The 24,877-nt window shown below is 67.0% G+C and carries 22 protein-coding genes; 7 read left to right on the plus strand and 15 right to left on the minus strand.

Annotated features, from left to right (window positions below; all coding sequences use genetic code 11):
* Nucleotides 1-122: 122 nt before the first annotated feature.
* Both def and recR read right to left on the minus strand, forming a co-directional pair.
* Nucleotides 123-647: a peptide deformylase gene (def, locus tag C8J44_RS07455; protein WP_121904029.1), complete on the minus strand. Its 525-nt coding sequence runs from the start codon at nt 645-647 to the stop codon at nt 123-125.
* Between the two features lie 48 nt (nt 648-695).
* Nucleotides 696-1,292 (minus strand): recombination mediator RecR, encoded by a 597-nt coding sequence (recR, locus tag C8J44_RS07460; RefSeq protein ID WP_056052820.1) that lies wholly within the window; start codon nt 1,290-1,292, stop codon nt 696-698.
* 52 nt (nt 1,293-1,344) lie between these two features.
* Here recR and fmt point away from each other — a divergent pair, with 52 nt between their 5' ends.
* Complete coding sequence (fmt, locus tag C8J44_RS07465) at nt 1,345-2,271, plus strand: methionyl-tRNA formyltransferase (protein WP_121904632.1); 927 nt, start codon at nt 1,345-1,347, stop codon at nt 2,269-2,271.
* Nucleotides 2,268-3,008, plus strand: coding sequence for a tRNA pseudouridine(38-40) synthase TruA (gene truA, locus C8J44_RS07470; RefSeq protein ID WP_121904030.1), 741 nt, complete (start codon nt 2,268-2,270; stop codon nt 3,006-3,008). Before fmt ends, truA begins: the two co-directional genes overlap by 4 nt.
* 172 nt (nt 3,009-3,180) lie before the next feature.
* Here the strand turns inward: truA and C8J44_RS07475 are convergent, their stop codons facing one another.
* From C8J44_RS07475 to smpB, 11 genes are all read right to left on the minus strand, one after another.
* Nucleotides 3,181-4,377: a class I SAM-dependent RNA methyltransferase gene (locus C8J44_RS07475; protein ID WP_121904031.1), complete on the minus strand. Its 1,197-nt coding sequence runs from the start codon at nt 4,375-4,377 to the stop codon at nt 3,181-3,183.
* Nucleotides 4,374-5,858: an NAD(P)H-hydrate dehydratase gene (locus tag C8J44_RS07480; RefSeq protein ID WP_121904032.1), complete on the minus strand. Its 1,485-nt coding sequence runs from the start codon at nt 5,856-5,858 to the stop codon at nt 4,374-4,376. Before C8J44_RS07480 ends, C8J44_RS07475 begins: the two co-directional genes overlap by 4 nt.
* Nucleotides 5,858-6,259, minus strand: coding sequence for a hypothetical protein (locus tag C8J44_RS07485; protein ID WP_121904033.1), 402 nt, complete (start codon nt 6,257-6,259; stop codon nt 5,858-5,860). Before C8J44_RS07485 ends, C8J44_RS07480 begins: the two co-directional genes overlap by 1 nt.
* On the minus strand, nt 6,240-7,961 hold the full coding sequence (gene ilvD / locus C8J44_RS07490; RefSeq protein WP_121904034.1) for a dihydroxy-acid dehydratase: 1,722 nt from the start codon (nt 7,959-7,961) through the stop codon (nt 6,240-6,242). Before ilvD ends, C8J44_RS07485 begins: the two co-directional genes overlap by 20 nt.
* A gap of 64 nt (nt 7,962-8,025) precedes the next feature.
* On the minus strand, nt 8,026-8,259 hold the full coding sequence (locus tag C8J44_RS07495) for a hypothetical protein (protein ID WP_147453151.1): 234 nt from the start codon (nt 8,257-8,259) through the stop codon (nt 8,026-8,028).
* A gap of 230 nt (nt 8,260-8,489) precedes the next feature.
* Nucleotides 8,490-8,855: a response regulator gene (locus C8J44_RS07500; RefSeq protein WP_060527091.1), complete on the minus strand. Its 366-nt coding sequence runs from the start codon at nt 8,853-8,855 to the stop codon at nt 8,490-8,492.
* Between the two features lie 65 nt (nt 8,856-8,920).
* Nucleotides 8,921-11,296: a response regulator gene (locus tag C8J44_RS07505; protein WP_121904036.1), complete on the minus strand. Its 2,376-nt coding sequence runs from the start codon at nt 11,294-11,296 to the stop codon at nt 8,921-8,923.
* A gap of 414 nt (nt 11,297-11,710) precedes the next feature.
* Entirely contained in the window at nt 11,711-13,756 is a 2,046-nt protein-coding gene (locus tag C8J44_RS07510; protein WP_121904037.1) for a M13 family metallopeptidase, read from the minus strand.
* Nucleotides 13,757-13,876: 120 nt separating this feature from the next.
* Nucleotides 13,877-15,955, minus strand: a complete 2,079-nt coding sequence (locus C8J44_RS07515) for a M13 family metallopeptidase (protein ID WP_121904038.1) — start codon at nt 15,953-15,955, stop codon at nt 13,877-13,879.
* A gap of 83 nt (nt 15,956-16,038) precedes the next feature.
* Nucleotides 16,039-16,587: a DUF2062 domain-containing protein gene (locus C8J44_RS07520; RefSeq protein ID WP_404969206.1), complete on the minus strand. Its 549-nt coding sequence runs from the start codon at nt 16,585-16,587 to the stop codon at nt 16,039-16,041.
* 40 nt (nt 16,588-16,627) lie between these two features.
* A complete protein-coding gene (smpB, locus tag C8J44_RS07525; protein WP_055879372.1) occupies nt 16,628-17,110 on the minus strand; it encodes an SsrA-binding protein SmpB in 483 nt (160 codons plus the stop codon).
* A 308-nt stretch (nt 17,111-17,418) separates the two neighbouring features.
* Between smpB and C8J44_RS07535 the strand changes: the two genes are divergently transcribed.
* Nucleotides 17,419-18,069 carry a hypothetical protein gene (locus C8J44_RS07535; protein ID WP_121904039.1) on the plus strand — a complete coding sequence of 217 codons (651 nt, stop codon included), beginning with the start codon at nt 17,419-17,421 and terminating at the stop codon, nt 18,067-18,069.
* A gap of 9 nt (nt 18,070-18,078) precedes the next feature.
* Here the strand turns inward: C8J44_RS07535 and dapA are convergent, their stop codons facing one another.
* Nucleotides 18,079-18,963 carry a 4-hydroxy-tetrahydrodipicolinate synthase gene (dapA, locus tag C8J44_RS07540; protein WP_121904040.1) on the minus strand — a complete coding sequence of 295 codons (885 nt, stop codon included), beginning with the start codon at nt 18,961-18,963 and terminating at the stop codon, nt 18,079-18,081.
* Between the two features lie 90 nt (nt 18,964-19,053).
* On the opposite strand from dapA, the gene C8J44_RS07545 reads away from it, so the two are divergent.
* From C8J44_RS07545 to C8J44_RS07560, 4 genes are all read left to right on the plus strand, one after another.
* Nucleotides 19,054-21,075 (plus strand): lytic transglycosylase domain-containing protein, encoded by a 2,022-nt coding sequence (locus C8J44_RS07545; protein WP_121904041.1) that lies wholly within the window; start codon nt 19,054-19,056, stop codon nt 21,073-21,075.
* Between the two features lie 90 nt (nt 21,076-21,165).
* Nucleotides 21,166-21,642, plus strand: a complete 477-nt coding sequence (greB, locus tag C8J44_RS07550) for a transcription elongation factor GreB (protein WP_121904042.1) — start codon at nt 21,166-21,168, stop codon at nt 21,640-21,642.
* A gap of 235 nt (nt 21,643-21,877) precedes the next feature.
* Nucleotides 21,878-22,258: a DoxX family protein gene (locus C8J44_RS07555; RefSeq protein WP_056050920.1), complete on the plus strand. Its 381-nt coding sequence runs from the start codon at nt 21,878-21,880 to the stop codon at nt 22,256-22,258.
* Nucleotides 22,259-22,268: 10 nt separating this feature from the next.
* Nucleotides 22,269-23,033 carry an NYN domain-containing protein gene (locus C8J44_RS07560; protein WP_056050921.1) on the plus strand — a complete coding sequence of 255 codons (765 nt, stop codon included), beginning with the start codon at nt 22,269-22,271 and terminating at the stop codon, nt 23,031-23,033.
* A 125-nt stretch (nt 23,034-23,158) separates the two neighbouring features.
* Here C8J44_RS07560 and C8J44_RS07565 read toward each other — a convergent pair whose 3' ends face one another.
* On the minus strand, nt 23,159-24,670 hold the full coding sequence (locus tag C8J44_RS07565; protein WP_310886160.1) for an MATE family efflux transporter: 1,512 nt from the start codon (nt 24,668-24,670) through the stop codon (nt 23,159-23,161).
* Between the last annotated feature and the right edge of the window lie 207 nt (nt 24,671-24,877).

The following is a 24,877-nucleotide window of genomic DNA, read 5'->3' on the forward strand; positions in this document are numbered from 1 at the left end:
CTCAGTTGGCGACGTTCCCCAATTGGGCCCCGGCCTTCGCCGGGGTGGTTCCGTGTTGGGCAAATAAGCCGCGCTCTCAGGGACGCACTCTCAGCACAGAGAGCACCGACACCCCCCGCCCTTCATCCCAGCTTGCGCTGCTTCGCCAGCTTCTTCAGCACCATGTCGCGCTTGAGGCGGCTGATGTGGTCGATGAACAGCACGCCGTCGAGGTGGTCGATCTCGTGCTGCATGCAGGTCGACAGCAAACCGTCGAGATCCTCCTCATGCGCCGCGCCGGTCTCGTCGAGCCACTTCACGCGGCACCGCGCCGGGCGTGCGACCTCGGCATATTGCTCCGGGATCGAGAGGCAGCCCTCGTTGTAGGTGGAGACTTCGTCGCTGACCGACAGGATCTCGGCGTTGATGTACGCCTTGGGATTCTTGATCGGCTTGTCGTCCTCGTCCTTCTCCTCCTGGAGATCGATGACGAGGACGCGCTTCTGGACGCCGACCTGGGTCGCGGCGAGGCCGATGCCGTTGAAGTCGTACATCGTCTCGATCATGTCGGCGACGAGCGTGCGGGTGGAGTCGTCGACCGTCTCCACCGGCTCGGCGACGAGGCGCAGGCGGGGATCGGGGACTTCGAGAACGGTCATGACGGTCATAGCGCGTCCGCTAAGGTACGCGTGGGCATCACGTCAAGCCGACGGGCGTCAAGCCATTGGCCTTCTGGCCCTTAATGCCTGCGCCAGCGTGCCCTCGTCGAGATAGTCGAGTTCGCCGCCGACCGGCAGGCCGTGCGCGAGTTGGGTGACGCGGACGGGGAAGCGTTCGATGCGCTCGGCGATGTAGTGCGCGGTGGTCTGGCCTTCGAGCGTGGCGTTCATCGCGAGGACGACTTCGTCGATGCCCCCGGCTTCGATGCGGCGAACGAGGCTGTCGATGCTGAGATCCTCGGGGCGAATGCCTTCGAGTGCGGACAGGCGCCCGCCGAGGACGTGGAAGCGGCCGGGGAACAGCCGCGATCGGTCGAGCGCCCAGAGATCGGCGACTTCTTCGACGACACACAGCGAACGCTGGTCGCGGCGCGGGTCGGCGCAGATCGCGCACGGGTTGGTGGTGTCGACGTTGCCGCAGGTGCTGCAGTTCTCCAGCCGCTCGTCGACCGCGGTCAGCGCCTCGCGCAAGGGACCCAGCGCCGCATCGCGCTTCTTGAGCAGATGCAGCACGGCGCGACGTGCGGACCGGGGGCCGAGGCCGGGGAGCCGGGCCAGCGCCTGCGTCAGCGCCTCGATCTCGGGGGATGCCATAGGGAACAGATAGGGGGTTGCGCGGCTCCCCGCCAGCGTGTTCGAGAGGGGCATGCGGATCATCTTCATGGGAACGCCGGACTTCGCAGTGCCGGTGCTGGAGGCCCTCGCCGCGGCGGGGCATGACGTGGTGGCGGCGTATTGCCAGCCTGCCCGGCCAGGGGGGCGGCGCGGGCGCGAGCTGGTGCCGTCGCCGGTGCAGGTTCGGGCGGAGACGCTGGGAATCGAGGTGCGGACGCCGGTGTCGTTCAAGGCATCTCTGCCGGAGGGGCTGGCGGCTCGCGAGGCTTTTGCGGCTTTGAGCGCGGATGTGGCGGTGGTTGCGGCCTATGGTCTTATTCTGCCGCGCGCGGTGCTGGAGGCGCCTCGGTTAGGATGCCTGAACGTGCATGGGTCGTTGTTGCCGCGGTGGCGCGGGGCGGCGCCGGTGCAGCGGGCGATCCTCGCGGGCGATGCCGAGACGGGCGTCGGGATCATGCAGATGGAGGCGGGTCTGGATACCGGGCCGGTTCGGCTCGAGGGGCGGACGCCGATCGTCGGCAAGACCGCGGGGGATCTGACGTCCGAACTCTCCGCGATGGGGGCTCGGTTGATGGTCGAGGTGCTGGGCGATCTGGACGCCTACCCTGCCCGCCCTCAGCCCGAGGAGGGCGTTACCTACGCCGCCAAGATCGACAAGGTGGAGGCGCGGATCGATTTCGAGCGGTCGGCGGTCGAGGTGGAGCGGCTGGTGCGGGCGATGAACCCGGCGCCGGGGGCGTGGTTCGAGCATGCTGGCGAGCGGGTGAAGGTGCTGGCGGCGGATGTGTTGCCGTTCTCGTTTCTCGGGTGCGAGGGTCTGACGGTCAACGGCGAGCTGACGATCGGGTGTGGCGACGGGGCGATCCGGCCGACCCTAGTGCAGCGCGCTGGGCGTGGCGTGACCTCGGCGGAGGAAATGCTGCGCGGGTTTGCGATCCCGTCGGGGACGCAGCTTTGACGCGGTTCGCGTTGACGGTGGAATTCGACGGGCGGCCGTTCATGGGCTGGCAGCGGCAGAAGCATGGGCCGAGCGTTCAGGCGGCGCTGGAGGCGGCGGTGTTGAAGATGACCGGCGAGACCGCGTCGGTACAGGCGGCGGGGCGGACCGATGCGGGTGTGCACGGGATCGCGATGCGTGCGCATGTCGACATTGCGAAGCCGCTCGCGGCGTTTCGGTTGATGGAGGGGCTGAATGCGCTGGTGAAGCCGGCGCCGGTGTCGGTGCTGGCGTGCGAGGTGGTCGACGACGATTGGCATGCGCGGTTTTCGTGCGTCGGGCGGTCGTACGAGTACCGGATCGTCAACCGGCGGGCGCCTCTGACGTTCGAGGCGGGGCTGGCTTGGCAGGTGCCGCAGTTGCTGGATGCGGGGGCGATGGCGGAGGCTGCGGGGGCGCTGGTCGGGCGGCATGACTTCACGACGTTTCGGTCTGCGCATTGCCAGGCGGATAGCCCGGTGCGGACTTTGGACCGGCTCGAGGTGGTGCGGGAGGGGGAGCGGTTGTGCGTCTATGCGGCGGCGCGGTCGTTCCTGCACCATCAGGTGCGGTCTATGGTCGGGTGTCTGGCGCTGGTGGGTATGGGGCGTTGGGCAGTTGGCGATGTTGCGGTTGCGCTGGAGGCTAAAAACCGGGCGATGCTGGGGCTGAATGCGCCGCCTGACGGGTTGTTCTTCGTGAGTGCCGTGTATCCGTAGAGCAGCGTGGAATTCCCAAGGTGGACCGGCGCCAAAGCCACTCCGTCACCCCGGGCTTGTTCCGGGGTCCACGGTGCCGCAATCCACGTCTATCGAATGCGCGGCACCGTGGATGCCGGAACAAGCCCGGCATGACGGCGGGAATGGGACCGATCTGTTATATAGTAGATCGCTAGCGGACGAACTTCGCGGCGAGTTCGACATGTGTCGACCAGCGGAACTGGCCGACTGGTTGGACCCAGTCGATCCGCCAACCTGCGTCGCACAGCTCCTTCGCATCGCGCGCGAAGCTGGCCGGGTTGCACGAGACATAGGCGATTACCGGGGTCTTGCACTCCGCCAGCGCGGTCGCCTGTTCGCGCGCACCCGAACGTGGCGGATCGATCACCACCGCGTCGAAGCGATCGAGTTCGGCCACCGTCAGCGGGCGGCGATAGAGGTCGCGGTGCTCCGGGTACACCGGGCGCTGGGTGCGGTGCGCGGCGGCCTTCAGCGAGCCGAGTGCGTCGCGCGCGCCTTCGGCCGCATAGACCTTCGCCGGGATCGCCAGCGTGAAGGTGCCGAGGCCGGCGAACAGGTCGGCGACCGTCGCTGGTTTGCCGATCGCTTCCAGGACGGCGGCGGTGAGTGCGGCTTCGCCATCGGGTGTGGCTTGGAGGAACGACGCGGGCGGGAGCGGCACGGGGACGCCGCCGAGCGTGATCGTGACCGCGTCGGGCTCCCAGCGCGTCTCGGGGCCGAGGCCGTCATCGAAGGCTACGCGGGCGATCTTGTGATCTTCGCAGAATTTGGTGAGCGCTTCGGCGGCGGGCAGGCCTTCGGGGGCGAACCCGGTGATCAGGATGTCCGCGCCCTGGTCGGCGAGCGTCAGGTGGATGTCGGCGCGGCGGCGGAAGTTGAGGCGCTTGAGCAGCTGGCGCAAGGGCTGGACGAGTGCGAACAGGCGCGGATCGAGGATCCAGCATTCCTTGATGTCGACGATCGTGTGCGCTTTCTCCGCGGTGAAGCCGAGCGTGATCTTGCCGCCCTTGGCCTCGGCGTGGAGAGTCGCACGGCGGCGGCTGCGCTCGGGGGAGATGTGGGGCTCACGGATCGGCGCGGATAGGTCCTGGCCGTCGAGCGCGGAGGCAATGCGGTCGGTGACGAACTCGGCATAGGCCTGGTCGTCGAGGTGCTGGAGTTGGCAGCCGCCGCAGGTCGGGAAATGGACGCAGGGGGGAGTCTGGTGGTGCGGGCCGGGGATCACGGTGCCGTCGGGCGCGAGCGTGTCGCCGGGGGCCGAGAAGGCGGCGTGGCGTCCGTCGGCGGTCATGCCGTCGCCGCGCGCCGCGACGCGGATGATGGTGTCGATATTCGATTCAGAGGTCATAACAATGCTCTGGCGGACCGGAGCGCTTCCGCCAAGTCGTCGGCGATGAAAGCCGCGCCCAATCGGCGGGCAGCGTCACCGTGGAGCCACACTCCGGCGGCGGCGGCCTCCAACGGTTCGAGCTTTGCGGCGAGCATCGCGCCGATCGCGCCGGCGAGGACGTCGCCGGTACCAGCGGTGGAGAGCCAGTCGCTGGCCCCTTGCGCGATGCGGACGCGGCCGTCGGGCGCGGCGATGACGGTGTCGGCGCCTTTGAAGACCACGATGGCGTTGGTGCGGGTGGCGGCGTCGCGGGCTCGGGTAATCTTGTCGGTGTCGGATTTGCCGAAGAGCGCGTCGAACTCCCCCGCGTGCGGTGTGAGGATGACGGGGGCCTTCAGGGCCTTGATCCGCTCGGGGTCGAGCAGGCGGAGCGCGTCGCCGTCTATGATCAGCGGGTGCCCCGAGGTCAGCGCGGCGTCGAGGCGGGCCTTGGCGGTATCGTCGCGACCGAGGCCAGGGCCGATCACGAGTGCGCCGATGCGATCGTTGGCCAGCGCGTGATCACAGAACGGCGTTCGGACGAGCGCGTGCGGTGGGCCTTGGCTGTCGCCGAGCAGGGTCACGTAGCCGGCGCCGGCGCGCATCGCGGCGAGGGCCGCAAGGTCGGCGGCGCCGGACATGGTGCCTGCGATGATCGCGACCATGCCTCTCGTATATTTGTGCGAGTCTGGGCCGGGGGCTGGGAGGCTTGGGGCCTTGAGGACTTCGGCTTGGCTGAGCGTAGGGACGCCGATGTCGAGCAGGCGGATCTGGCCGCAATAGCGCGCGGCGGGTTGGAGGAAGTGCGCTGGTTTTACCGCGCCGAGCGCGAGGGTGAGGTCGAAGACGGGCGGCGTGCTGAGCGCCTTGCCAGAGTCGGTGGCGAGGCCACTGGGCAGGTCGACCGCGATGCGGAGTTGAGCGGCGTTCGCGAGGGAATGGAGACACTCGACCACAGACCGTTCCCCCGCGGACGCGGGGGCCCAGGATAGGCCGCTAGGTGAGCCCTCGGGATTTAGCTGGGCCCCCGCGTCCGCGGGGGAACGGTTGGGGGTCGGTGTTGTACTGGCGTCGAGCGGCTGCGTGAGTCCGGTGCCAAACAGCGCGTCAACCAGGATCGGCGCGGGTTTTGCCTCCGGCAGCGTTTCGACCGATCCTCGCCACCCTGCCCTCGCCGACTTCGCCGCGTCGGTCTTGGGCTCCGACAGCGCCGCGACGCGAACCGGCACACCCAGTTCGGCCAGCACACGGGCTGCGACATAGCCGTCGCCGCCGTTGTTGCCGGGGCCGCAGAGGATCAGAACTTCGTTTGTGCCAGCCAACCGGCGCACCGCGTGTGCAATCGCGGTGCCAGCGCGGTCCATCAGCGTCTCCACCGAGACGCCCGTGGCGATCACCGCATCCTCCGCTGAGCGCATCTCGGCGGCGGTCAGGATGGGGCGGCCTTCGATCCCGATCATCACTGCGGCGTGACGCCCCGGACCGTGGCGGGCAAACGGTAGCGATCGCCGCCGAGCGCGACCTCGATGCCGTCCCGACCCACTACGGTAACCGTTGCGACCTCGGCGCCGTCGGCTGCGATCACGCCGCGGCCGTCCTGCGTGACGAGCAGGCGGCGAAACGCGCCATCGGCATGCCGCACCGTGAGGATCAGGCCATCCTTGCCGAGCGCCTGCTCAACGGTGCAGGTCGGGACCAGCGCCGCCGTACCACGCGCGCAGGGGATCTGGCGGTCGCCGGCGGTTTCGGCCTTCTGCTTGGCCTCGACGTCCGCGCTGGACGGCCCCCGCCCGCACGCTGCGAGCTGGAGCGAGAGAAGCGCGGCAACCGCCAGTATTTGCTTAGATATCCGCGTAGACATGGGTTTCGGCTGCCGCTCCAGGGTGCGTGACGGCACCCTTGTACGCGGGGCCGACGGTCTTCGCATAGCGCCAGAGTGCGCCCGACCCGTAATCGTTGGTGCGCGGCACCCACGCGGCACGGCGCTCCGCCATCACGTCCTCGGGAACGTCGAGGTCGATCGTACCGGCCTCGGCATCGATGTGGATGATGTCCCCGTTCTCGACCAGCGCGATCGGGCCACCGTCCGCTGCTTCGGGGCCGACATGGCCGATGCAGAAGCCGCGCGTGCCGCCCGAGAAGCGCCCGTCGGTGATCAGCGCGACGCTCTCGCCCATGCCGAGACCGTAGAGCGCGGCGGTGGTCGACAGCATCTCGCGCATGCCGGGGCCGCCCTTGGGACCTTCGTAGCGGATGACGATGACTTCGCCTTCGTTGATTGCGCGGTTCTCGACCGCGGCGAAGGTGTCCTCCTCGCAATCGAACACGCGCGCCGGGCCCGAGAACTGGAGACGGTGCATACCCGCGACCTTCACGATCGCGCCGTCGGGAGCGAGGCTGCCGCGCAGGCCGACGACGCCGCCGGTGGGCGTCAGCGGGGTCTTGATGTCGTAGATGACCTTCTGGTCGGGGTTCCACGTCACCTGATCGATGTTCTCGCCGAGCGACTTGCCCGTTACTGTCAGGCAGTCGCCGTTGAGGAAACCGCCGGCGAGCATCGTCTTCATCAGCATGTAGACGCCGCCGGCTTCGTACATGTCCTTAGCGACGTACTTACCACCGGGTTTGAGGTCCGCGATGTACGGCGTTGTCTTGAAGATCTCAGCGACGTCGAACAGGTCGAATTCGATACCGGCTTCGGACGCCATCGCGGGAAGATGCAGCGCGGCGTTGGTCGAGCCACCGGTCGCGGCGACGACGCGCGCGGCGTTGATGAATGCCTCGCGCGTGCAGATGTCGCGCGGGCGGATATTGTCGGCGAGGCACTCCATGACCTGCGCGCCCGCCGCCACCGCGATCTGTTCGCGCGTGGTGTAAGGTGCGGGCACCATGTTGCTGTTCGGGATCGACAAACCGATCGCTTCCGCGACGCAGGCCATCGTGTTGGCGGTGTACTGGCCGCCGCACGCGCCGTGGCCGGGACACGCGACCTTTTCGATCGCATGGACTTCGGAGAGCGGGCAGGCGCCGGCGGCGTATTTACCGACGATCTCGAACACGTCGACGACGGTGACGTCGCGGTCCTGATAGCGGCCGGGCAGGATCGAGCCGCCATAGACGAAGACGGAGGGGATGTTGAGGCGGAGCATCGCCATCATCATGCCGGGGAGCGACTTGTCGCAGCCCGCGAACCCGACCAGCGCGTCGTAGCAATGGCCGCGGACCGAGAGTTCGACCGAGTCGGCGATGACTTCGCGGCTCACCAGCGAGGCCTTCATGCCCTGATGGCCCATCGCGATGCCGTCGGTGACGGTGATCGTGTTGAACCGGCGCGGCATGCCACCGCCTTGGATGACGCCCGCCTGCGCGGCATCGGCCTGCGCATCGAGCGTAGTATTGCAGGGCGCGGAATTGTTGCCGGCGGACGCGAGCGCGACGAACGGGCGGGCGATCTGCTCCTCGTCGAGGCCCATCGCGTAGTAATAGCTGCGGTGCGGGGCGCGCTCCGGGCCGACGGAGACGTGGCGGCTTGGCAGGCGCGATTTATCGAATGTGCGGGTCATGGCGAACGCCTATGTCGCGGGAGGGGGTATTTGCGCAAGAGAGTTGCGAGGCCGAACGGGCAATTTAGTGGACGAGCGCCATCAGGGCGATGAGCAGGACCATGACACCGATCGCGACAACGAAAAGCGTTGCGAGGATCAGAAACGTGCCGCTGTCGTTGTCGAACGCCCAAGCGACCGGGGGGAGAGCGAGGATTGCGACGGCTATCGCGACGCTGCTGCCGCCGAAACCATACCCTATGACCAGTGCTACCAGCATGCACGACAGCGTGACCGTCCGGGCTCGCGAAAGTCGCATCAGGTCTAATGTAGCAAATACATAGGAACGCAGCGTGAAGCTGAGAAAGTGTTTGTGCAATACGGCGGCATCGAGTCGCCAACGTGAGTCATTCCAACGAGGCCAGAACCTCAGGTTACTGACGATGCGCTACTTGCCTCTGGGTCCTGACCTTCGTCAGGATGACGGTCTAGATGGAGGTTACTCCCGCCAAGCGCTCTGGCCTCACCTTTTTCAAGGAGGAGAAGGAGTCAGAGGCCTTCGAGCGCCTTGGCGACGCCGTCCATCGTGAATGGCTTCTGCAACCGCGGGCGGTCGCGGAATTCGGGGGCTACGCCGTCATCGCCGCCGCCGGTGGCGAAGACGAACGGGACGCCGCGCGCGGCCAAGGCCTCGGCGACCGCGGTGCTCTTTTCGCCGCCACGGAGATTGACGTCGAGGATGGCGCCATCGACGCCGCCCTGCTCGATCCGCTTGAGCGCGTCAGCGACGGTATCGACCGAGCCTGCGACTCCCTTGTCCAGCACCTCGAGGAAATCCTCGAGCATCATGGCGATCAACGGTTCGTCCTCGACGATCAGAATCTGCTGCGGGAGGATCTGCTGGGAAGCGGTCATGCCATGCGCATAGTCGGGATTGTTACGACTTGCCAACATCTTGTTCAATTCATTCCGGTTTCGTTTCACCGCGTGGCGAGCACGTCCCGCGCCGCTTCGGCGAGTTCCTGCACCGAGAAGGGTTTCGGCAGGAACGAGACGTTGTCCAGATCGATCGATTTGCGCAGCTGCTCCTCCGCATAGCCCGACATGAACAGGATCGGCAGGTCGGGATATTTCTCGCGCACGTGCCGCACCATCGTCGGGCCGTCCATCTGCGGCATGACGACGTCGCTGATCAGCAGATCGGGGCGCCCGTGCTTCTCCAGCACTTCGAGCGCGACCTCGCCGTTCTCCGCGGTCAGCACCGTATAGCCCTGCCGCGACAGCGCGCGCTCGGCGACCGCGCGGACCATGTCCTCGTCCTCGACGAGCAGGATCGTGCCGGTGCCCCAGAGATCGACGGGCTTCGGCGCGGGCTTCACGATCGCGGGCCGCGTCGCGGCGGGGGCCGAATGGACCGGTAGATACACCGTGAAGGTGGCGCCCTGCCCCAACTTGCTGTCGGCGAAGATATAGCCGCCCGATTGCTTGACGATCCCGTAGACGGTGGAAAGGCCGAGACCGGTGCCCTTGCCGAATTCCTTGGTCGTGAAGAACGGTTCGAAGATCTTGGGCAGCACGTCCGGCGGGATGCCGGTGCCGGTATCCTGGACGATAAGCGCGGTGTAGTCGGCGACGGGCAGGATATCGGAGGCCATCGCGCGAACTTCGGACGCGTACACCGCGCGGGTGGTGATGGTCAGCACGCCGCCACCGCGTGCATTGGCCGAGACGATCGCGTCGCGCGCATTGACGGCCAAGTTGACGACGACTTGCTCGAGCTGGCCTGGATCCGCGCGCACCGGGCCTAGGTTGCGGCCGTGCGTCATGTCGAGGCGGACGTTCTCGCCCATCAGGCGCTTGAGCAGGTTCGAGACTTCGGAGACGACATCGGGGAGCTGCAGAATCTGCGGGCGCAACGTCTGCTGGCGCGAGAAGGCGAGCAGCTGGCGCGTGAGACTGGCGGCGCGGTTCGAGTTGGTGCGGACCTGCTGGATGTCGTCGTAATCGCTGTCGCCGGGCGAATGGCGCATCAGCATCAGGTCGCAGTGGCCGATGATCGCGGTCAGGATGTTGTTGAAATCATGCGCGACGCCGCCCGCGAGCTGGCCGACCGCCTGCATCTTGGTGGCCTGCGCGACCTCGCGCTTGAGGCGGCTCTCCTCGCTATTGTCCTTGAGGCTGAGCAGCACGGCGGCGTCGCCCAATCCACGCGCACCGGCGATCGTCAGCGCGACCGGCTCGTCCGGGTGATCCTTGAGGCGGACCGCCATGTCGGCGGAGTGTGTCGCTCCGTTCGCGAATTTGCGAATCGCGTCGGCGACCGCGGCCTTGTCCTCGCGGACGACCAGATCGCCCGGATAGAGGGGCGGGGCGACCGGATTGACGCCCGCCGCGCGCAGGAACGACGTGTTCATCTGAAGGAACCGGCCGTCACGGTCGACCAACGCCATCCCGAACGGCATCAGGCTGACCAAGCTGCGGACGTGCGCCGACGCACTCGCGCCGACCGGCGGAGCGGCCTCCTCGTCGTCGAGCAGCGCGACGAGAACCGGCGCGTCGTCGCCCTCGAGAAACGGCACCTGGAGGACGCGAAGCGGCGTGCCTTCGAGACCCTCACGTTCGAAGCGGACGAAGCCGCGGCTGTCGGTGATGAGAAAGCTCGCGAAATCGCGTCCGTCGATCGATTCGTGATCGTTGCCGCTGGCGCGCGCGCGCAGCACGCGGTTGGCGGTCCGCACGCGGCCGTCGGTGGAGAGCAACGCCGCCATGATGCCGCTGCCGCCGAGCCGGTCGCCGGTCGAGCCAGGCAGCAGCGCCGCCAGCGTCTCGGCGAGATCGTGATCCTGCGCGGTGACGAATCGCCAGACGAGCATGTCCGCTTCATCGCCGGCGCGTGCGATGTGCGCGGACAGGCAGATCCCGCGGGCGTTGAGGCGCTCGACCCTCGCGATCCCATCGCGCCAGGCGGTTCGGCCGGCATCGGCGAGCGCCGCCGTGCCGACATCGTCGAGCGGCAATCCCGGGGGTGTCGGAAAGCCTGCGAACAGCGCATCGTATGCGTCGTTGGCGCAGACCAGTCGGCCGGCGCGGTCGGTGATCGCGACGGCGTCGGTGCCGGCTTCGGCGACGGTGCGGGTGAGGTCCCAGTCGACCGGGCGCGGCGCGTCCTTCGCAACCGGGTTCAACAGACGCCAGGCGATCAGCGCACCGATGACGATGACGGCCGCGGCGAAGAACCCCGCGGCGGCGATCCAGCTGCCGACGAGCAGGAGCACGATCGCCGCGGCGGCGATGCCGGACGCGATGGCGACGAGCGCGGCGTTGCGGGCGGGTGTGGGTAAAGCGAGCGATGCCATCGGGTGGGTCATCCGCTCAAGCGGGGCTGGGCGTCAAGCGGGTTGCGGGGGTATTGCCGTGGTTACTCGTATCGCAGGCGACGTTCCCCCAAGAAATCGCCACCCCGGCGGAGGCCGGGGCCCAGTTGGAGAGGTGGTAATAACGATGCGCGGACCGCCGTCAGCAACGTCCCCCAACTGGACCCCGGCCTTCGCCGGGGTGGTTGTTGTGCCTAGGGTAAGGTTGATCCTGCTCCCCTCCTTGGAAGGGAGGGGTTGGGGTGGGTCGGCCTGTTGGCGGACGTCGTTCCTCCCAAGCGGCCTACCCACCCCCTGCCCCTCCCTTTCAGGGATGGGGGCCGTTGCAAGTTGGGCGGACTGGGCGCTTTCCTTACTGCGCTCCTGCTTCCCCGCAGTCGCAAGGGAAGCTGGCCCTTACCAGATCCGAACGCGCTGTTCCGGCGTCAGGTACAGCTTCTGCCCGGGCGTCGGCTTGTACGCCGCGTACCAGGGGTCGAGGTTGCGCACGACCCACGCACGCTGCTGCGACGGCGAATGAGGATCGGTCAGCAAGCGGTTGCGAAGGTTGGCTTCGCGGTAGTTGCGGCGCCACACTTGCGCCCAGCCGAGATAGAAGCGCTGATCGCCAGTAAACCCGTCGAGCACCGGAGCAGTCTTGCTACCGAGCGCGGTGTGGTACGCGTCGTACGCCACCGTCAGGCCAGCGAGATCGGCGATGTTCTCGCCCATCGTTAGCTGACCCTTCACGTGCATGCCGGGGAGCGGTTCGTAGGCGTCGTACTGCGCGCCGAGCTTGCCCGTCAGCGCCTTGAAGCGCGACACATCCTGCGGCGTCCACCAGTCGGTGAGCTGGCCCTTGGCGTCATACTTCGAGCCCTGATCGTCGAAATGATGGCTCAGTTCGTGGCCGATCACCGCGCCGATGCCGCCGTAATTGACCGCGTCATCCGCCTTCGGATCGAAGAACGGCGGTTGCAGGATCGCGGCGGGGAAGACGATCTCGACCATGCCGAAATTGGCGTAGGCGTTAACCTCCATCGGCGTCATGCCCCATTCCCAGCGCTGGAGCGGCTTGCCGAGCTTGGCGATGTTGTCCTGGTGCTGCCATTCGTTCGCGCGCCATTCGTTGCCGAACGCGTCGCCGGACGTGATCGTCAGCCCGGAGAAATCCTTCCACTGGCTGGGGTAGCCGATCTTCGGCGTGAACGCGGCGAGCTTGGCGTGCGCCTTCACCTTCGTCTCGGGCGCCATCCATTCGAGCTTGTCGATCCGGCGGCCCATCGCGGCGAGCACGTTCTTGACGAGCTTGTCGGCCGCCGCCTTGGTCTCGGGCGGGAAATACTGTGCGACGTAGAGCTTGCTGACCTCGTCATCGAGCGCGCCCGAGGTGAACTGGACGCCACGCTTCCAGCGAGCCTCCTGCTCGGGCGTGCCGCCGAGGACGGTGCCGAAGAACGCGAATTGCTCGGCGTCGAACGCCTTGGGGAGGACGTCGGCGTAACCGTCGAGCGAGCGCAGGATCAGCTGGTCCTTGAGCACGCCGATCGGGGCGGTCGCTATGAGCTTGGCGATGCCGGTGATCGCCGATGGCTGCGCGACGATGACGGTCGGGACGGGCGTGCCGATACCCTTGAAATACGCGGCAAAATCGAAGCCGGGCGCGCGCTTGGCGAGATCGGCGACGGTTATCTTGTTGTAGGTCTTGGTGGCGTCGCGGCTGTCGACGCGGGTCCAGCTGACCTTGGCGATCTCGGTTTCGAACGCGAGCAACGCTGTGGCGCGCGCCTCGGCGTTGGGTTCGCCGGCGAGAGTGAGCATCTTGACGATGTGTGCGCGGTAGGCGTTGCGTGCCTCGACCAGTTTCGCGTCGGTGCTGAGGTAATAGTCGCGGTCGGGGAGGCCGAGGCCGGACTGGCCGAGCGACAGCGCATATTGCTCAGGCGACTTGTCGTCCTGGCCGACGCCGCCGCCGAACGGGCCACCGATCCCGGCGCGGTCCGCCTCGGCGAGGAGGGCCGGATAGCCCGCACGGTCGTTCAGCGCGGCGACCTTCTTCAGCCACGGGCGGATCGGCGCGAGGCCCTTCGCCTCAATCGTGCCGGTGTCGAGGTAGGTCGCGTAGGCGCGGCCGATCTTCGACTTAGGGTCCTTCGCGGCGGTGTCGAGGATGCCGCGGGTGCGGCTCTCGGACAGGTCGGAGAGGAAGTTGAACGCGCCATACGCCGCCTTGTCGGCCGGAATCGGCGTGTTCTTCGCCCAGGTGCCGTTTGCGTAGCTGTAGAAATCGTCGCCGGGCTGAACGGTCTTGTCCATGCCCTTCTCGTCGAAGCCGAACGTGCCGTATTGCGCGCCGGTGGAAGCGGCGGCTGGCGGGGTCGGCTCAGCCGTTTGCGAGATGGCGGCGGTGACGCCGGTGATGGCGGTTGCGGCTAGCAGGCCGGCGACGATGAAGGACTTCATGTTTCTCTCCAGACTTCGTCATCCTGACGAAAGTCAGGATCCAGAGCCCGCAGCGTTGCCTGCATGGCTCTGGATCCTGGGTCGAGCCCAGGATGACGGGGCTCTATGGAACGGCAGGAATTACCAGATGCGGACGCGGTTGGCGGGGGCGAGGTAGCTCTTCTCGCCGGGCTTGGCGCCGAACGCGGCGTACCAGGGGTCGAGGTTGCGGACCGTCAGGACGCGCTGGTGGCCTGGCGAGTGCGGGTCGGACAGCAGCGTCTGCTGGAGCGCGGCGTCGCGGAACTTGGTGCGCCAGACGCCCGCCCAGCCGTAGTAGAAGCGCTGGTCGCCGGTCGTGCCGTCGATGATTGGTGCCTTCTTGCCGCCCAGCGACTTGTGGTACGCGTCGTAGGCTACCGTCAGGCCCGCCAAGTCGGCGATGTTCTCGCCGAGCGTCAGGCCGCCCTGGATGTGCTGGCCGGGAAGCGGTTCGTACGCGTCGTACTGCTTCACGAGCGCGTCGGTGAACACCTTGAAGCGCGCGACGTCCTGCGGCGTCCACCAGTCGGTGAGCTTGCCGTTGAGATCGTATTTGCGGCCCTGGTCGTCGAAGTGATGGCTGATCTCGTGGCCGATCACCGCGCCGATGCCGCCGTAATTGACCGCCGGGTCCGCCTTCGGATCGAAGAACGGCGGCTGGAGGATCGCAGCCGGGAAGACGACCTCGTTCATCGTCGGATTGGCGTAGGCGTTGATCGTCATCGGCGTCATGAACCACTCGCCGCGATCGATCGGCTGGCCGAGCTTCCTAAGGTCGCGGTCGTATTCGAACGCGTTGGCGCGCGCGACGTTACCGACGAGATCGCCGCGCTGGATCTGGAGCGCGGAATAATCGCGCCACTTGTCCGGATAGCCGATCTTCGGGGTGAAGGCGGCGAGCTTGGCGAGCGCCTTGGTCTTGGTTTCCGGCGCCATCCATTCGAGGTTCTTGAGACGCTCGCCCATCGCTGCGATGACGTTCTTGACGAGATCATCCGCCGCAGCTTTCGACGCGGGCGGGAAATACTTGGCCACGTACTGCTGGCCGATCGCCTCGCCCATCGCGCCCGACACGGTCGTGACACCGCGCTTCCAGCGGACCTGCTGCTCGGGCGTGCCGGACAGCGTGGTGCCGTAGAACGCGAAGTTGGTCTTGTCGAAATCGCTCGACAGATACGGCGCGTAGGCGCGCAGCACCTTGAGCATCGCATAGTCCTGGAGGACGTTGACCGGCGTGTCGGCAAAGACCTTGGCCTCGCCGGTCACTGCGCTGGGCTGTGCGACGAGGTAGAACGGACGGCCGGTGACGCCCATTGCGGTCATGTACTGCGCCCAGGGGAAGCCCGGCGCTTTCGCGGCGAAGTCGGCGGCGGTCCATTTGTTGTAGGTCTTGTCGGCGTCGCGGCTCTCGATCCGAGTCCAGTGCGCCGTCGCGAGGCCCTTTTCCATGTTGAAGACGGCGGCGGCGCGGGCGGCGGCGTTTGGCTCGCCGGCTAGCGTCAGCATCCGCGCCAGATACGCTTGGTACGCGGTGCGGACGGTCGCGAGCTTGGCGTCGTCCTTCAGGTAATAGTCGCGGTCGGGGAGGCCGAGGCCGCTCTGCCCGAACTGGACGACATAGGTGGTCGGGTCCTTGTCGTCCTGCGACACGCCTACGCCGACGAGGCCACCGACGCCCTGACGCTGGAGCCTGGCGATCTCGGTGACGAGCGCGGTCTTGTCCTTGGACGCCTTAAGCGCGGCGAGCATCGGCTTGACCGGGCCCGCGCCCTTCGCGTTGACCGCGGCCTCGTCCATGAAGCTCGAGTAGAAATCGCCGACCTTGTCGCCGGGCTTGGTCGCTGCGGCATCGAGGATCGTACGGGTACGAGCGAGCGACAGGTCCTGGAGGACGTGGAACATCCCGTAGGACGAGCGATCGGCGGGGATCGGCGTGGTCTTCACCCAGCCGCCGTTCGCGTAGTCGAAGAAGTCGGTGCCCGGCGTCACGCTGGTATCGCGGCCTGCCATATCAAAGCCGAAATCGCCGATCTGGGGCTTGTTCGCATCCTTGGCGGCGACGGGGCCTTTCGCGGCCTTCGCCAGCACAGGCGATGGGCGGTTGGTGCTGGGTTTCGTCTGGGCGAAAGCCGACGCCGCGGACGCGAGCAGGATCACGGTAACAATCGACTTGCGCATCAAGAACCTCGGAGAAAGATCGTCAGGATGCGGTGTGTTCTACGCCGATAGGACGGTCCGTCAATTCCAACCGGTGTCAAATGTTACGAAATATGACCGTGGCGATTATCATGCCGGTGCCGCCACTTGCGCGCGATCCACAACCGCCAGCCAAGCGCGCTGAGCGCATAGCCGCCGATCGAACACACGACCGTTATGACCAGCAGGCCGAGCGCGGTGGCGGGGCCAGCCTGCATCAGCCACGGGATCCATTCGGTGCGCGCCGCAGCATCTGCGACGGGCTGGCCGGGGACGTGCGCGTCGAGGCGGAGCAGCGACGAGCCAATCCAATAGGCGGCGATCCAGAGCGGCGGCGTGGTCAGCGGGTTGGTGATGAAAGTGGTCAGCGCCGCGGTCGGCACGTTGGCGCGAAACGGCAGCGCGAAGATCGCGGCGACCGGGGTTTGCGCGACCGGGATCAGGATACCCGCGACCATTCCGAGCGCGACGCCACGCGGGACAGAGCGGCGCGTGAAACGCCACAGTTCGGGCGCGAGCACGCGGTGCGCGACGGGCCGCAGCAGGCGGTTCCGCTCCATCGACTCGCGGGTCGGCAGGTTACGACGCGACCACGCCGCGAGACGCCCGAATATGCTCAAGACGATAGGGTCATCGACACCGGCGCCACGTCGGTTATCCGCGATCCCGCATGATCCGGCCCTGCTCGCGCTTCCAGTCCTGTTCCTTCACCGAATCGCGCTTGTCGTGGTTCTGCTTGCCCTTGGCGAGCGCCAGTTCGATCTTCGCGCGGCCCTTCGAATTGAAGTAGATCATCAGCGGCACGAGCGTCATGCCCTGGCGCGCGACCGCCCCGAACATCTTGTTGATCTCGCGCTCGTGCAGCAGCAATTTGCGCGGCCGCTTGGGCTCGTGGTTGAAGCGGTTGCCATGGCTGAATTCGGGGATGTTCGAATTGACCAGGACGACGTTCTTGCCCTTCACCTCGGCATAGGCCTCGGCGATCGAGCCCTCGCCGCCGCGCAGCGCCTTCACCTCGGTGCCGGTGAGCGCGATGCCCGCCTCGAACACCTGCTCGATGTAATAGTCGTACCGCGCGCGCCGGTTCTCGGCGACGATCTTGGTCTTCTCGAAGGTCGGGGGTTTGGGACGTGCCATGGGACGCGCGATGTAGGAGGTCGGAGCGCTTAGGGGAAGCGGTGGTGGACGTTATTACGTGCCCCTCCTCTTCTCCGCCCCTCCCTGGAAGGGAGGGGTTGGGGGTGGGTCGGGTTCCGCATATCCGAACCGTGGCGGCTCAAGCTGGCCTACCCACCCCCTGCCCCTCCCTTCCAGGGAGGGGAGCCTGTTGTGGCCAGACTAGACGAAGTTCGCGCTCGTCAGGGCGGAGGCGGCTGCGGCGGACGTTGCCCTACGATTGACTAGCGGGCGATTGCCGCCCCCCGACCATTGGGTTAGCTCATGCCATGAACGTCACCGAACGCTACGACCAAGACGGCTATGCCGCCGTTCCGCGCCTGATCGCGCCGTCGGTCGCCAACGCCTTCCTCCGCCAACTCATCACCGACATGGAGGCTCGGGGCACGCCGTTGACGGCGCAGAAGAACGGCTCGGCGTTGCTGCGGCGCGACGCGATCGAGGTCTACGGGTTTCACTACCCGCCGATGCTGGGGCTCCTGTGGGGCCTGACGCCGTTCGTCGCCACCGCGATCGGGCGTGACCTGCTGCCGGCATACAGCTATTTCCGGATCTACCAGGAAGGCGACATCTGCCGCGTGCACAGCGATCGGCCATCGTGTGAACATAGCCTGTCGCTGACGCTGGATTACAGCGACGGCGTGGCGTGGGACCTGGAAATCGGCACCGACCACATCGCCGTGCCCAAACCCGTGGTCGAGGATGATTTCGGTTCGGCGGGGTTCGCCTCGGTCAGCATGGAGCCCGGCGACGGCGTCCTGTATCAGGGCGTGCACCGTCGGCATGGCCGGATCATGCCCAACCCCAATGCGTGGTCCGCGCACCTGTTTCTGCATTGGGTCGAGCGCGACGGGCCCAACGCCGCGTTCGCCTTCGATGGCAACCATGCGGCGACGCGGCCCGTCAATCTCGCCTTGTAGCAGTGGGCTTCAGACCAGCCGGGCGTGCGCGAGGGCCGCGTCGACCGCCGCGCGCGAGGCTTCGCCGGCGGGAGTCATCGGCAGCCGCAGGGTTTCGGGGAAGCCGGCGCGCACCTTGGTCATCGCGTACTTCACCGGCCCCGGCGAGGCGTCGGTGAACAGCGCCTCGTGCAGCGGGTAGAGTTGGTCCTGATACGCCAGCGCCTTGACGAAATCGCCCGCCTGGCACGCCGCCTGGAATTCCGCGCACAGCTTCGGCGCCACGTTGGCGCTCACCGAGATGCAGCCGGTGCCGCCCATCACGTTGAACGCCAGCGCCATATCGTCGTTACCCGACAGCTGGCAGAAATCCGGCCCGCACGACGCGCGATGCTGAGAGACGCGCGCGAGGACGCCGCTGGCATCCTTCACGCCGACGAACACGTCCGGGAACGCCGCGACGATCCGCGCCAGCGTCGCCGGCTGGATATCCGTCACCGTCCGCGCGGGGACGTTGTAGAGGATGATCGGCAGCGGGGTCGTCTGCGCCAGCGCTTCGAAGTGGCGGAAGATGCCCTCCTGCCCCGGCCGGTTGTAATAGGGCGGCACCATCAGCGCGGCGTCGGCGCCGGCGTCCTTGGCGGCGCGCAGGTTGGCCGAGGCGACGCGCGTGTCGTTCGAGCCGGCGCCGGCGATGACGGGGACGCGGCCCTTCGCCTGGTCGACACAGACGCGGACGACATGGAAATGCTCGTCGTACGACAGGGTCGCCGCCTCGCCGGTCGTCCCGCACGCGACCAGCCCCGACGAGCCCTCGACGATCTGCCACTCGATGAAATCGCGATAGGCGGGTTCGTCGAAACTGCCATCGGCGGCGAACGGCGTGACGAGCGCGGGAATCGATCCTGAAAACATGCGGTGGCCTGCGGTCCTAATTCGCCAGATCCTGGGACGTATCTGGATTTCGTTCAGGACAGATACGGGTTCGATGCGTATGCTGTCCACATGGTAGCATCGATGTTCAAGACGAGCCTTCTTCTAGCCGTGGTCGCGGGGACGGCGGTTTCGTCCGGCGTGTTGGGCCAGGGCGGCGAGCAGACGCTGGATCGCTACAGCACGCAGCTCGCCAATATGGGGCCACAGGCTCAGCCGGTCGCGAACCCGACGATGAGCGACGGCGCGATCGCCTCGACCATCGCGCAGTGGCGCGCGTTACAGCAGACCGATGCGTTGCCGTTCGACAGCTATGCCGGCTTCCTGATGGCGCATCCGGGCTGGCCGAACGAAGCCGCGAACCGGCGGGCAGCCGAGCGCAAGGCGGCCACCGGATCGCCAACGAGCGTCGTCGCGTTTTTCCGTCGCTATCCGCCGCAGTCGGCGTCGGGCGGGGTCGGTTACGCGCGGGCGTTGATGGCGACGGGTGCGCGCGATCAGGCGTATGCGGCGGTGCGGACGGCGTGGCGGAGCAGCGGGCTGACGCCGACAGACGAGGCGATGGTGCTGTCGGGCTTTCCGGGTGCGCTGACGCCGGACGATCAGGATGCGCGGATGGATGCGCTGCTGTGGGCGGGCCAGACAGGCACCGCGCAACGGCAACTGGCATGGACGAGCCCGGCGCGGCGGCCGATCTTCGAGGCGCGGCTGGCGTTCCGGACTAATGCGCCGAACGCGTCGGATATCTCGGCCGCGACGCAGACCTTGTATGCGAACGATGCGGGCTACGTCGCGGACCGGGCGCAGTGGTTGCGCAATTCGGGGGCAAGCCCGTCCGCCCGCGCGTGGCTGGCGCGGCCTCGGTCGCTGGTGACGAGGCCGGGGAATGCGGCGGAATGGTACGAGGTGCTCGTCACCAACGCGAACGGCGCGGCGAACGACGGGCAGTACCAGACGGCCTACGATATCGCGCGGCAGATCGACGACGCGTATCCGTATGGCGCGGATGTCTCGACGAAATCCTACGCCGAGCGCGACGAATATACCAATCTCGCCTGGCTTGGCGGACGGGTGGCGATGAAGCAGCTCGGGCGGCCGGCGGATGCGATGACGCTGTTCGACCGGTACGCGCGCGGCTCGCGGTCGCCGCAGGTGCGGTCGAAGGGGTATTACTGGGCGGGGCGTGCGGCGGAGGCGGCTGGGCTCGCCCCGCAGGCAGCAGCGTTCTATGGTCAGGCGGCGGGGTACCGCGATCAATATTACGGGCAGCTCGCCAACGAGCGCACCGGGCGCGCGCTGGTGGCGCCACCGTCGGTCGCGTCGATCGCCGTCGATCCGTCGGTACGCGCCGCGTTCGACCGGCGCGAGGTGGTGCGCGCGGTGAAGTTCCTCGGGCAAATCGGCGACTGGCAAGACCAGACCGCATTCGTGCGCCAGATTGCCGCGGATGCGACGAGCGATACCGATCATCTGCTCGCCGCCGAACTGTCGAAGACGATCAACCGCCCCGATCTCGGCGTGATGGTCGGGCGCAGTGCGCTCGCGAACGGCCTCAGCGATTATTCCGCGGTCGGCTTCCCTATGGTCGCGGTGCCTGCGGGGTATGAAGACAACTGGACGATCATCCACGCCATCTCGCGGCAGGAGAGCCAGTTCGATCGCGCCGCAGTGAGCCACGCCGGCGCGCGCGGGCTGATGCAGCTGATGCCGGCGACCGCGCGCGAGCAGTCGGGGAAGATCGGCCTCGCGTACAATCAGGCGGCGCTGACGACCGATCCGAACATGTCGATCATGCTTGGCTCGAGCTATTTCCAGCGGGTGTATGCCAATTACGGCAGTTATCCACTGGCGGTGGCGGCGTATAATGCGGGCGGCGGCAACGTGAACAAGTGGCTCCGCGCGAACGGCGATCCGCGGACCGGGGCCGTGGACATGGTCGATTGGGTCGAGGCGATCCCGTACCAGGAGACGCGCAACTATGTGCAGCGCGTGCTGGAAAATGCGGTGGTGTACGATTTGATGAACCCCGCGCGGGCGAAGAGCCGGGGGGCGGCGCGGTTGTCGTGGTATCTGGGGAAGAATCGGCCGGGTTGAGGTCTCGCTACCTCATACGATTGTTCTCCCGCGAAGGCGGGACCCCAGACTGGGCTCCCGCCTTCGCGGGAGAACATGGTAGGCAAACGCATGGACCGTCCCAACTACATCACCCCCGCCGGCTACACGATTCTTCGCGAGGAATATGAGCACCTGCTCGCTGGCGAAAGGCCGAAGCTGGTTGAAGTCATCTCTTGGGCCGCAGGTAACGGCGACCGGTCCGAGAACGGCGACTATATCTATGGCCGCAAGCGCCTGCGCGAGATCGACCGGCGGCTTGGCTGGCTGTCGAAGCGGATGAAGGCGGCGAAGGTCGTCGACCCGGCGGTGCAGGAAGACCGCTCGCGCGTGTGGTTCGGCGCGTGCGTCACGGTTGCCGACGAGGATGATGTCGAGCGGGTCTTGACGCTGGTCGGCGACGACGAGACCGACGCGAGCAATGGGCGGATCGGTTGGAACTCGCCGTTCGCGCGCGCCTTGCGCGGCGCTGCGATAGGCGACGTGCGGCGCGTGGACCTTCCCGCCGGCGAGCGCGAATATGAGGTAACGTCGATCGAGTATCCGTAATTTACGATCCTCCCCCGCCAGGGGGAGGTGGCACCGCAGGTGACGGAGGGGGCGGATACGGACCGACGGTTGGCGCCTACCTCCCCCTCCGTCTGGCAAGCGCCAGCCACCTCCCCCTGGCGGGGGAGGATTGTGAGAGCGCGTCCTGTCAACGATCCGTTTCGATCTACGCGAATTGACCTCGCGCCGCCCCCGTGTGACGTTTCGCCCACGCAACGACACTCGAGGATACCCCATGCCGATACCCGCCACCTGGTCCGCCCGCCTGCTCAGCGTCATGCGCATCGTCGTCGCGCTGGTGTTCTTCAGCCACGGCATCTCGAAATTCTTTGGCCTGCCGCCCTTCCCGATGCCGATGAACCCGTTGCTGACGATCGCGGGCGTGCTCGAAGTCGTTGGCGGCGGGCTGTTGATCGTCGGCCTGTTCACGCGGCCGGTCGCGTTCGTGCTGTCGGGCATGTCCGCGGTCGCGTATTTCATGGCGCACATGCCGAAGGGCCCCTTCCCGATCGCCAATGGCGGCGAGGCCGCGGTGCTCTACTGCTTCGTCTTCCTGTACCTCGCTGCGGCCGGTGGTGGCGCGTGGAGCGTGGACGCGGCGCGCGCGCGGGGCTAACCTTGCGCGCATGATCGATACCACAACGCGCAACGTCGCCCTCCTGATCGACGCGGACAATGCGTCCGCGGCGACCCTCGACCCGGTGCTGACCGTCCTTGCCGAGCTCGGCACGGTCAACGTCCGGAGGGTCTATGGCAACTGGTCGAAGCCCGCGCTGAAGGCGTGGAGCGACATGTCGATCAAGCACGGCATCGAGCCGCAGCAGCAGTTCGACCTGACCAAGGGCAAGAACGCGACCGACATGAAGATGACGATCGACGCAATGGACCTGCTGTTCCGCGGGCGCATCGACGGGTTCGGGATCATGTCGTCGGACAGCGACTTCATGCCGCTCGCGACGCGCATCCGCCAGGACGGGATACCGGTCTACGGCTTCGGCACCAGCCGCACGCCCGAGGGATTCCGCCAGGCCTGCACGCGGTTCATCGACGTCGGCGCGCTGAACGAGACGTCGCAGGCTATGCCCGCGCCAGTGCCTGCTCCGGTGGCTGGCGAGAAGCCCGCTACGCCAGCGCCGGTCGCTCGGCCAAAGACCGCGCAGCCGATCGACGAGCAGGTGATCAAGCTGCTGATCGACGCGTACAACGCGGTGAAGCGCGACGAGAAGGGGTATGCCAGCGTTGCCGAACTGGGGCAGCTTGCGGGGAACCGGTCGAGCTTCGACGCGCGGAATTATGGGTTCAACCGGCTATCGGACCTGATCGAGACAATCCCGAACTTCCAGCATGAGCGCCGCGAAGGTGGGCGGTCTTTCGTGAAACGTCTGCGGTAGGCTTTCCCCCTCCCTGGAAGGGAGGGGTCGGGGGTGGGTTGGCTTCCGCACATCCGAACCGTGGGGACACGAGCCGACCTACCCACCCCCAGCCCCTCCCTTTCAGGGAGGGAACGCGTTTGGACTCACCCCGTCGGCTGCAACCGCCCGCCCGGCTCGCTCATGCCGTGCGCCTGTTCCTCACCCTCGTCGGGCACGACCAGAGCGCCCTTGCGCCAGTTCCCGTAGCGATAATACCACGCCGCGATCGCCAGCGTCGTCAGCGATCCTAGCGGAAAGCTCCACCACAGCGAATCCGCGCCGAGCCATGGCTTGGCCAACAACGCAAAGCCGATCCGCACCGGATACAGCGCGACGATCAGCGCGATCAGCGGCGCGATCACGGCGCCGTTCGCGCGGACGGTCGAGAACAGCACCATCGTCATGCCGAACAGGATGAAATTCCAGCTCGCGATCAACTGAACATGCCGCGCGATCGGCAGCGCGGGGCTGGCTGCGCCGATGAACAACGTCATCACCGATCGGTCGAACAGGATGACAACCCCGACCATCGCGCCGGTCAGCACGACGTTGAAGAGCAGGCCGTACTTCGTGATGTCGCCGACCCGGTCCCAGCGGCCAGCTCCAATATTCTGCGCCGCCATCGAACTGACCGCCGCGCCGATCGCCAGCGCGGGCATCTGGATATAGGTCCACAGCTGTTGCGAGACGGCATAGGCCGCCGCGGTATCGACGCCGAGCCGATTGACCAGCCCGACCATCGCGAGGCCGGCAGTCGACATGACGAGCATCTGCGCGCCCATCGGCAGGCCTTTCCGGACGATCGTGCCGGTCAGTGCGCGCTCGGGGATCAGGTAGCGGAGTTCGTTGCCGCGCAGCCGCAATGGCAGGTCGCGCTTGTAGATGTAGACGATCAGCCCGAGCAGCGAGACGTGGCTCGCGACCAGCGTCGCCATTGCCGAACCGGCGATCCCCATCTGCGGGAACGGTCCGATACCGGCGATCAGCAACGGGTTGAGCCCGCTGTCGAGGATCGCGCTCAGCAGCATGAACCACAGCGGCGTCATCGAATCGCCGGTCCCGCGCAGGCCCATCATCAGCAGCACCATCATCATCGACGCAGGCAACCCAAGGAAGATCACCCGCAGATAGGCGAGCGCGAGCGGCATCGCGTCGCCGGGCGTGGCGAGCAGGTGCAGGATCTCGGGCGCGAACACCCAGCCGAGCGCGGCGATGACGATCGCCCCGCCGAGCACGAGCCCGACTGCGGAGCCGAACGCGCGGCGTGCGCCCTCCAGATCGTGGCGGCCGAAGCTCTGGCCGACCAGGATCGTCGCGGCCATGCCGAACCCGAATACCGCGCCGAAGGTCAGGAACATGATGATGTTGGCGTTCGAGGTGGCAGCAAGTGCGCCCTCGCCGAGATAGCGCCCGACCCAGATCGCGTTGATCGAGCCGTTGAGCGACTGGAGTATGTTCGAGCCCAGCGTTGGCAGCGCGAAGGCGAGTAGCGTGCGACCGATGTGGCCGGCGGTGAGGTCGCGCTGGCCGGGTTTGCCGCGCCGGCCGTCGGACTTTGCGCTGGACAGGTCTTGGGAAACGGCGGTGGCGTCGACGTCGGGTGGAAGGTCGCTCACACAGTCTCTCCGTTAGGCCGAACTCGGTCCGGCAACCACCGGCGAACGGTCAGGCGTCCTGTCATGTCGACTGCCTAGCCGCGGAGTGAACTCCGGAACAAGCCGGTAGGTCCCTGCCCCGAATAACTATGCCGCCCCGGCGAAAGCCGGGGCCCAATCGGGAAGGTCGTAGTAATGGAGCGCTGTCGCAGTCAGCCACGTCACCCA

The organism is Sphingomonas sp. PP-CE-3A-406 (assembly GCF_003688625.1).
In the GTDB taxonomy this organism is placed as follows: Bacteria; Pseudomonadota; Alphaproteobacteria; order Sphingomonadales; family Sphingomonadaceae; genus Sphingomonas.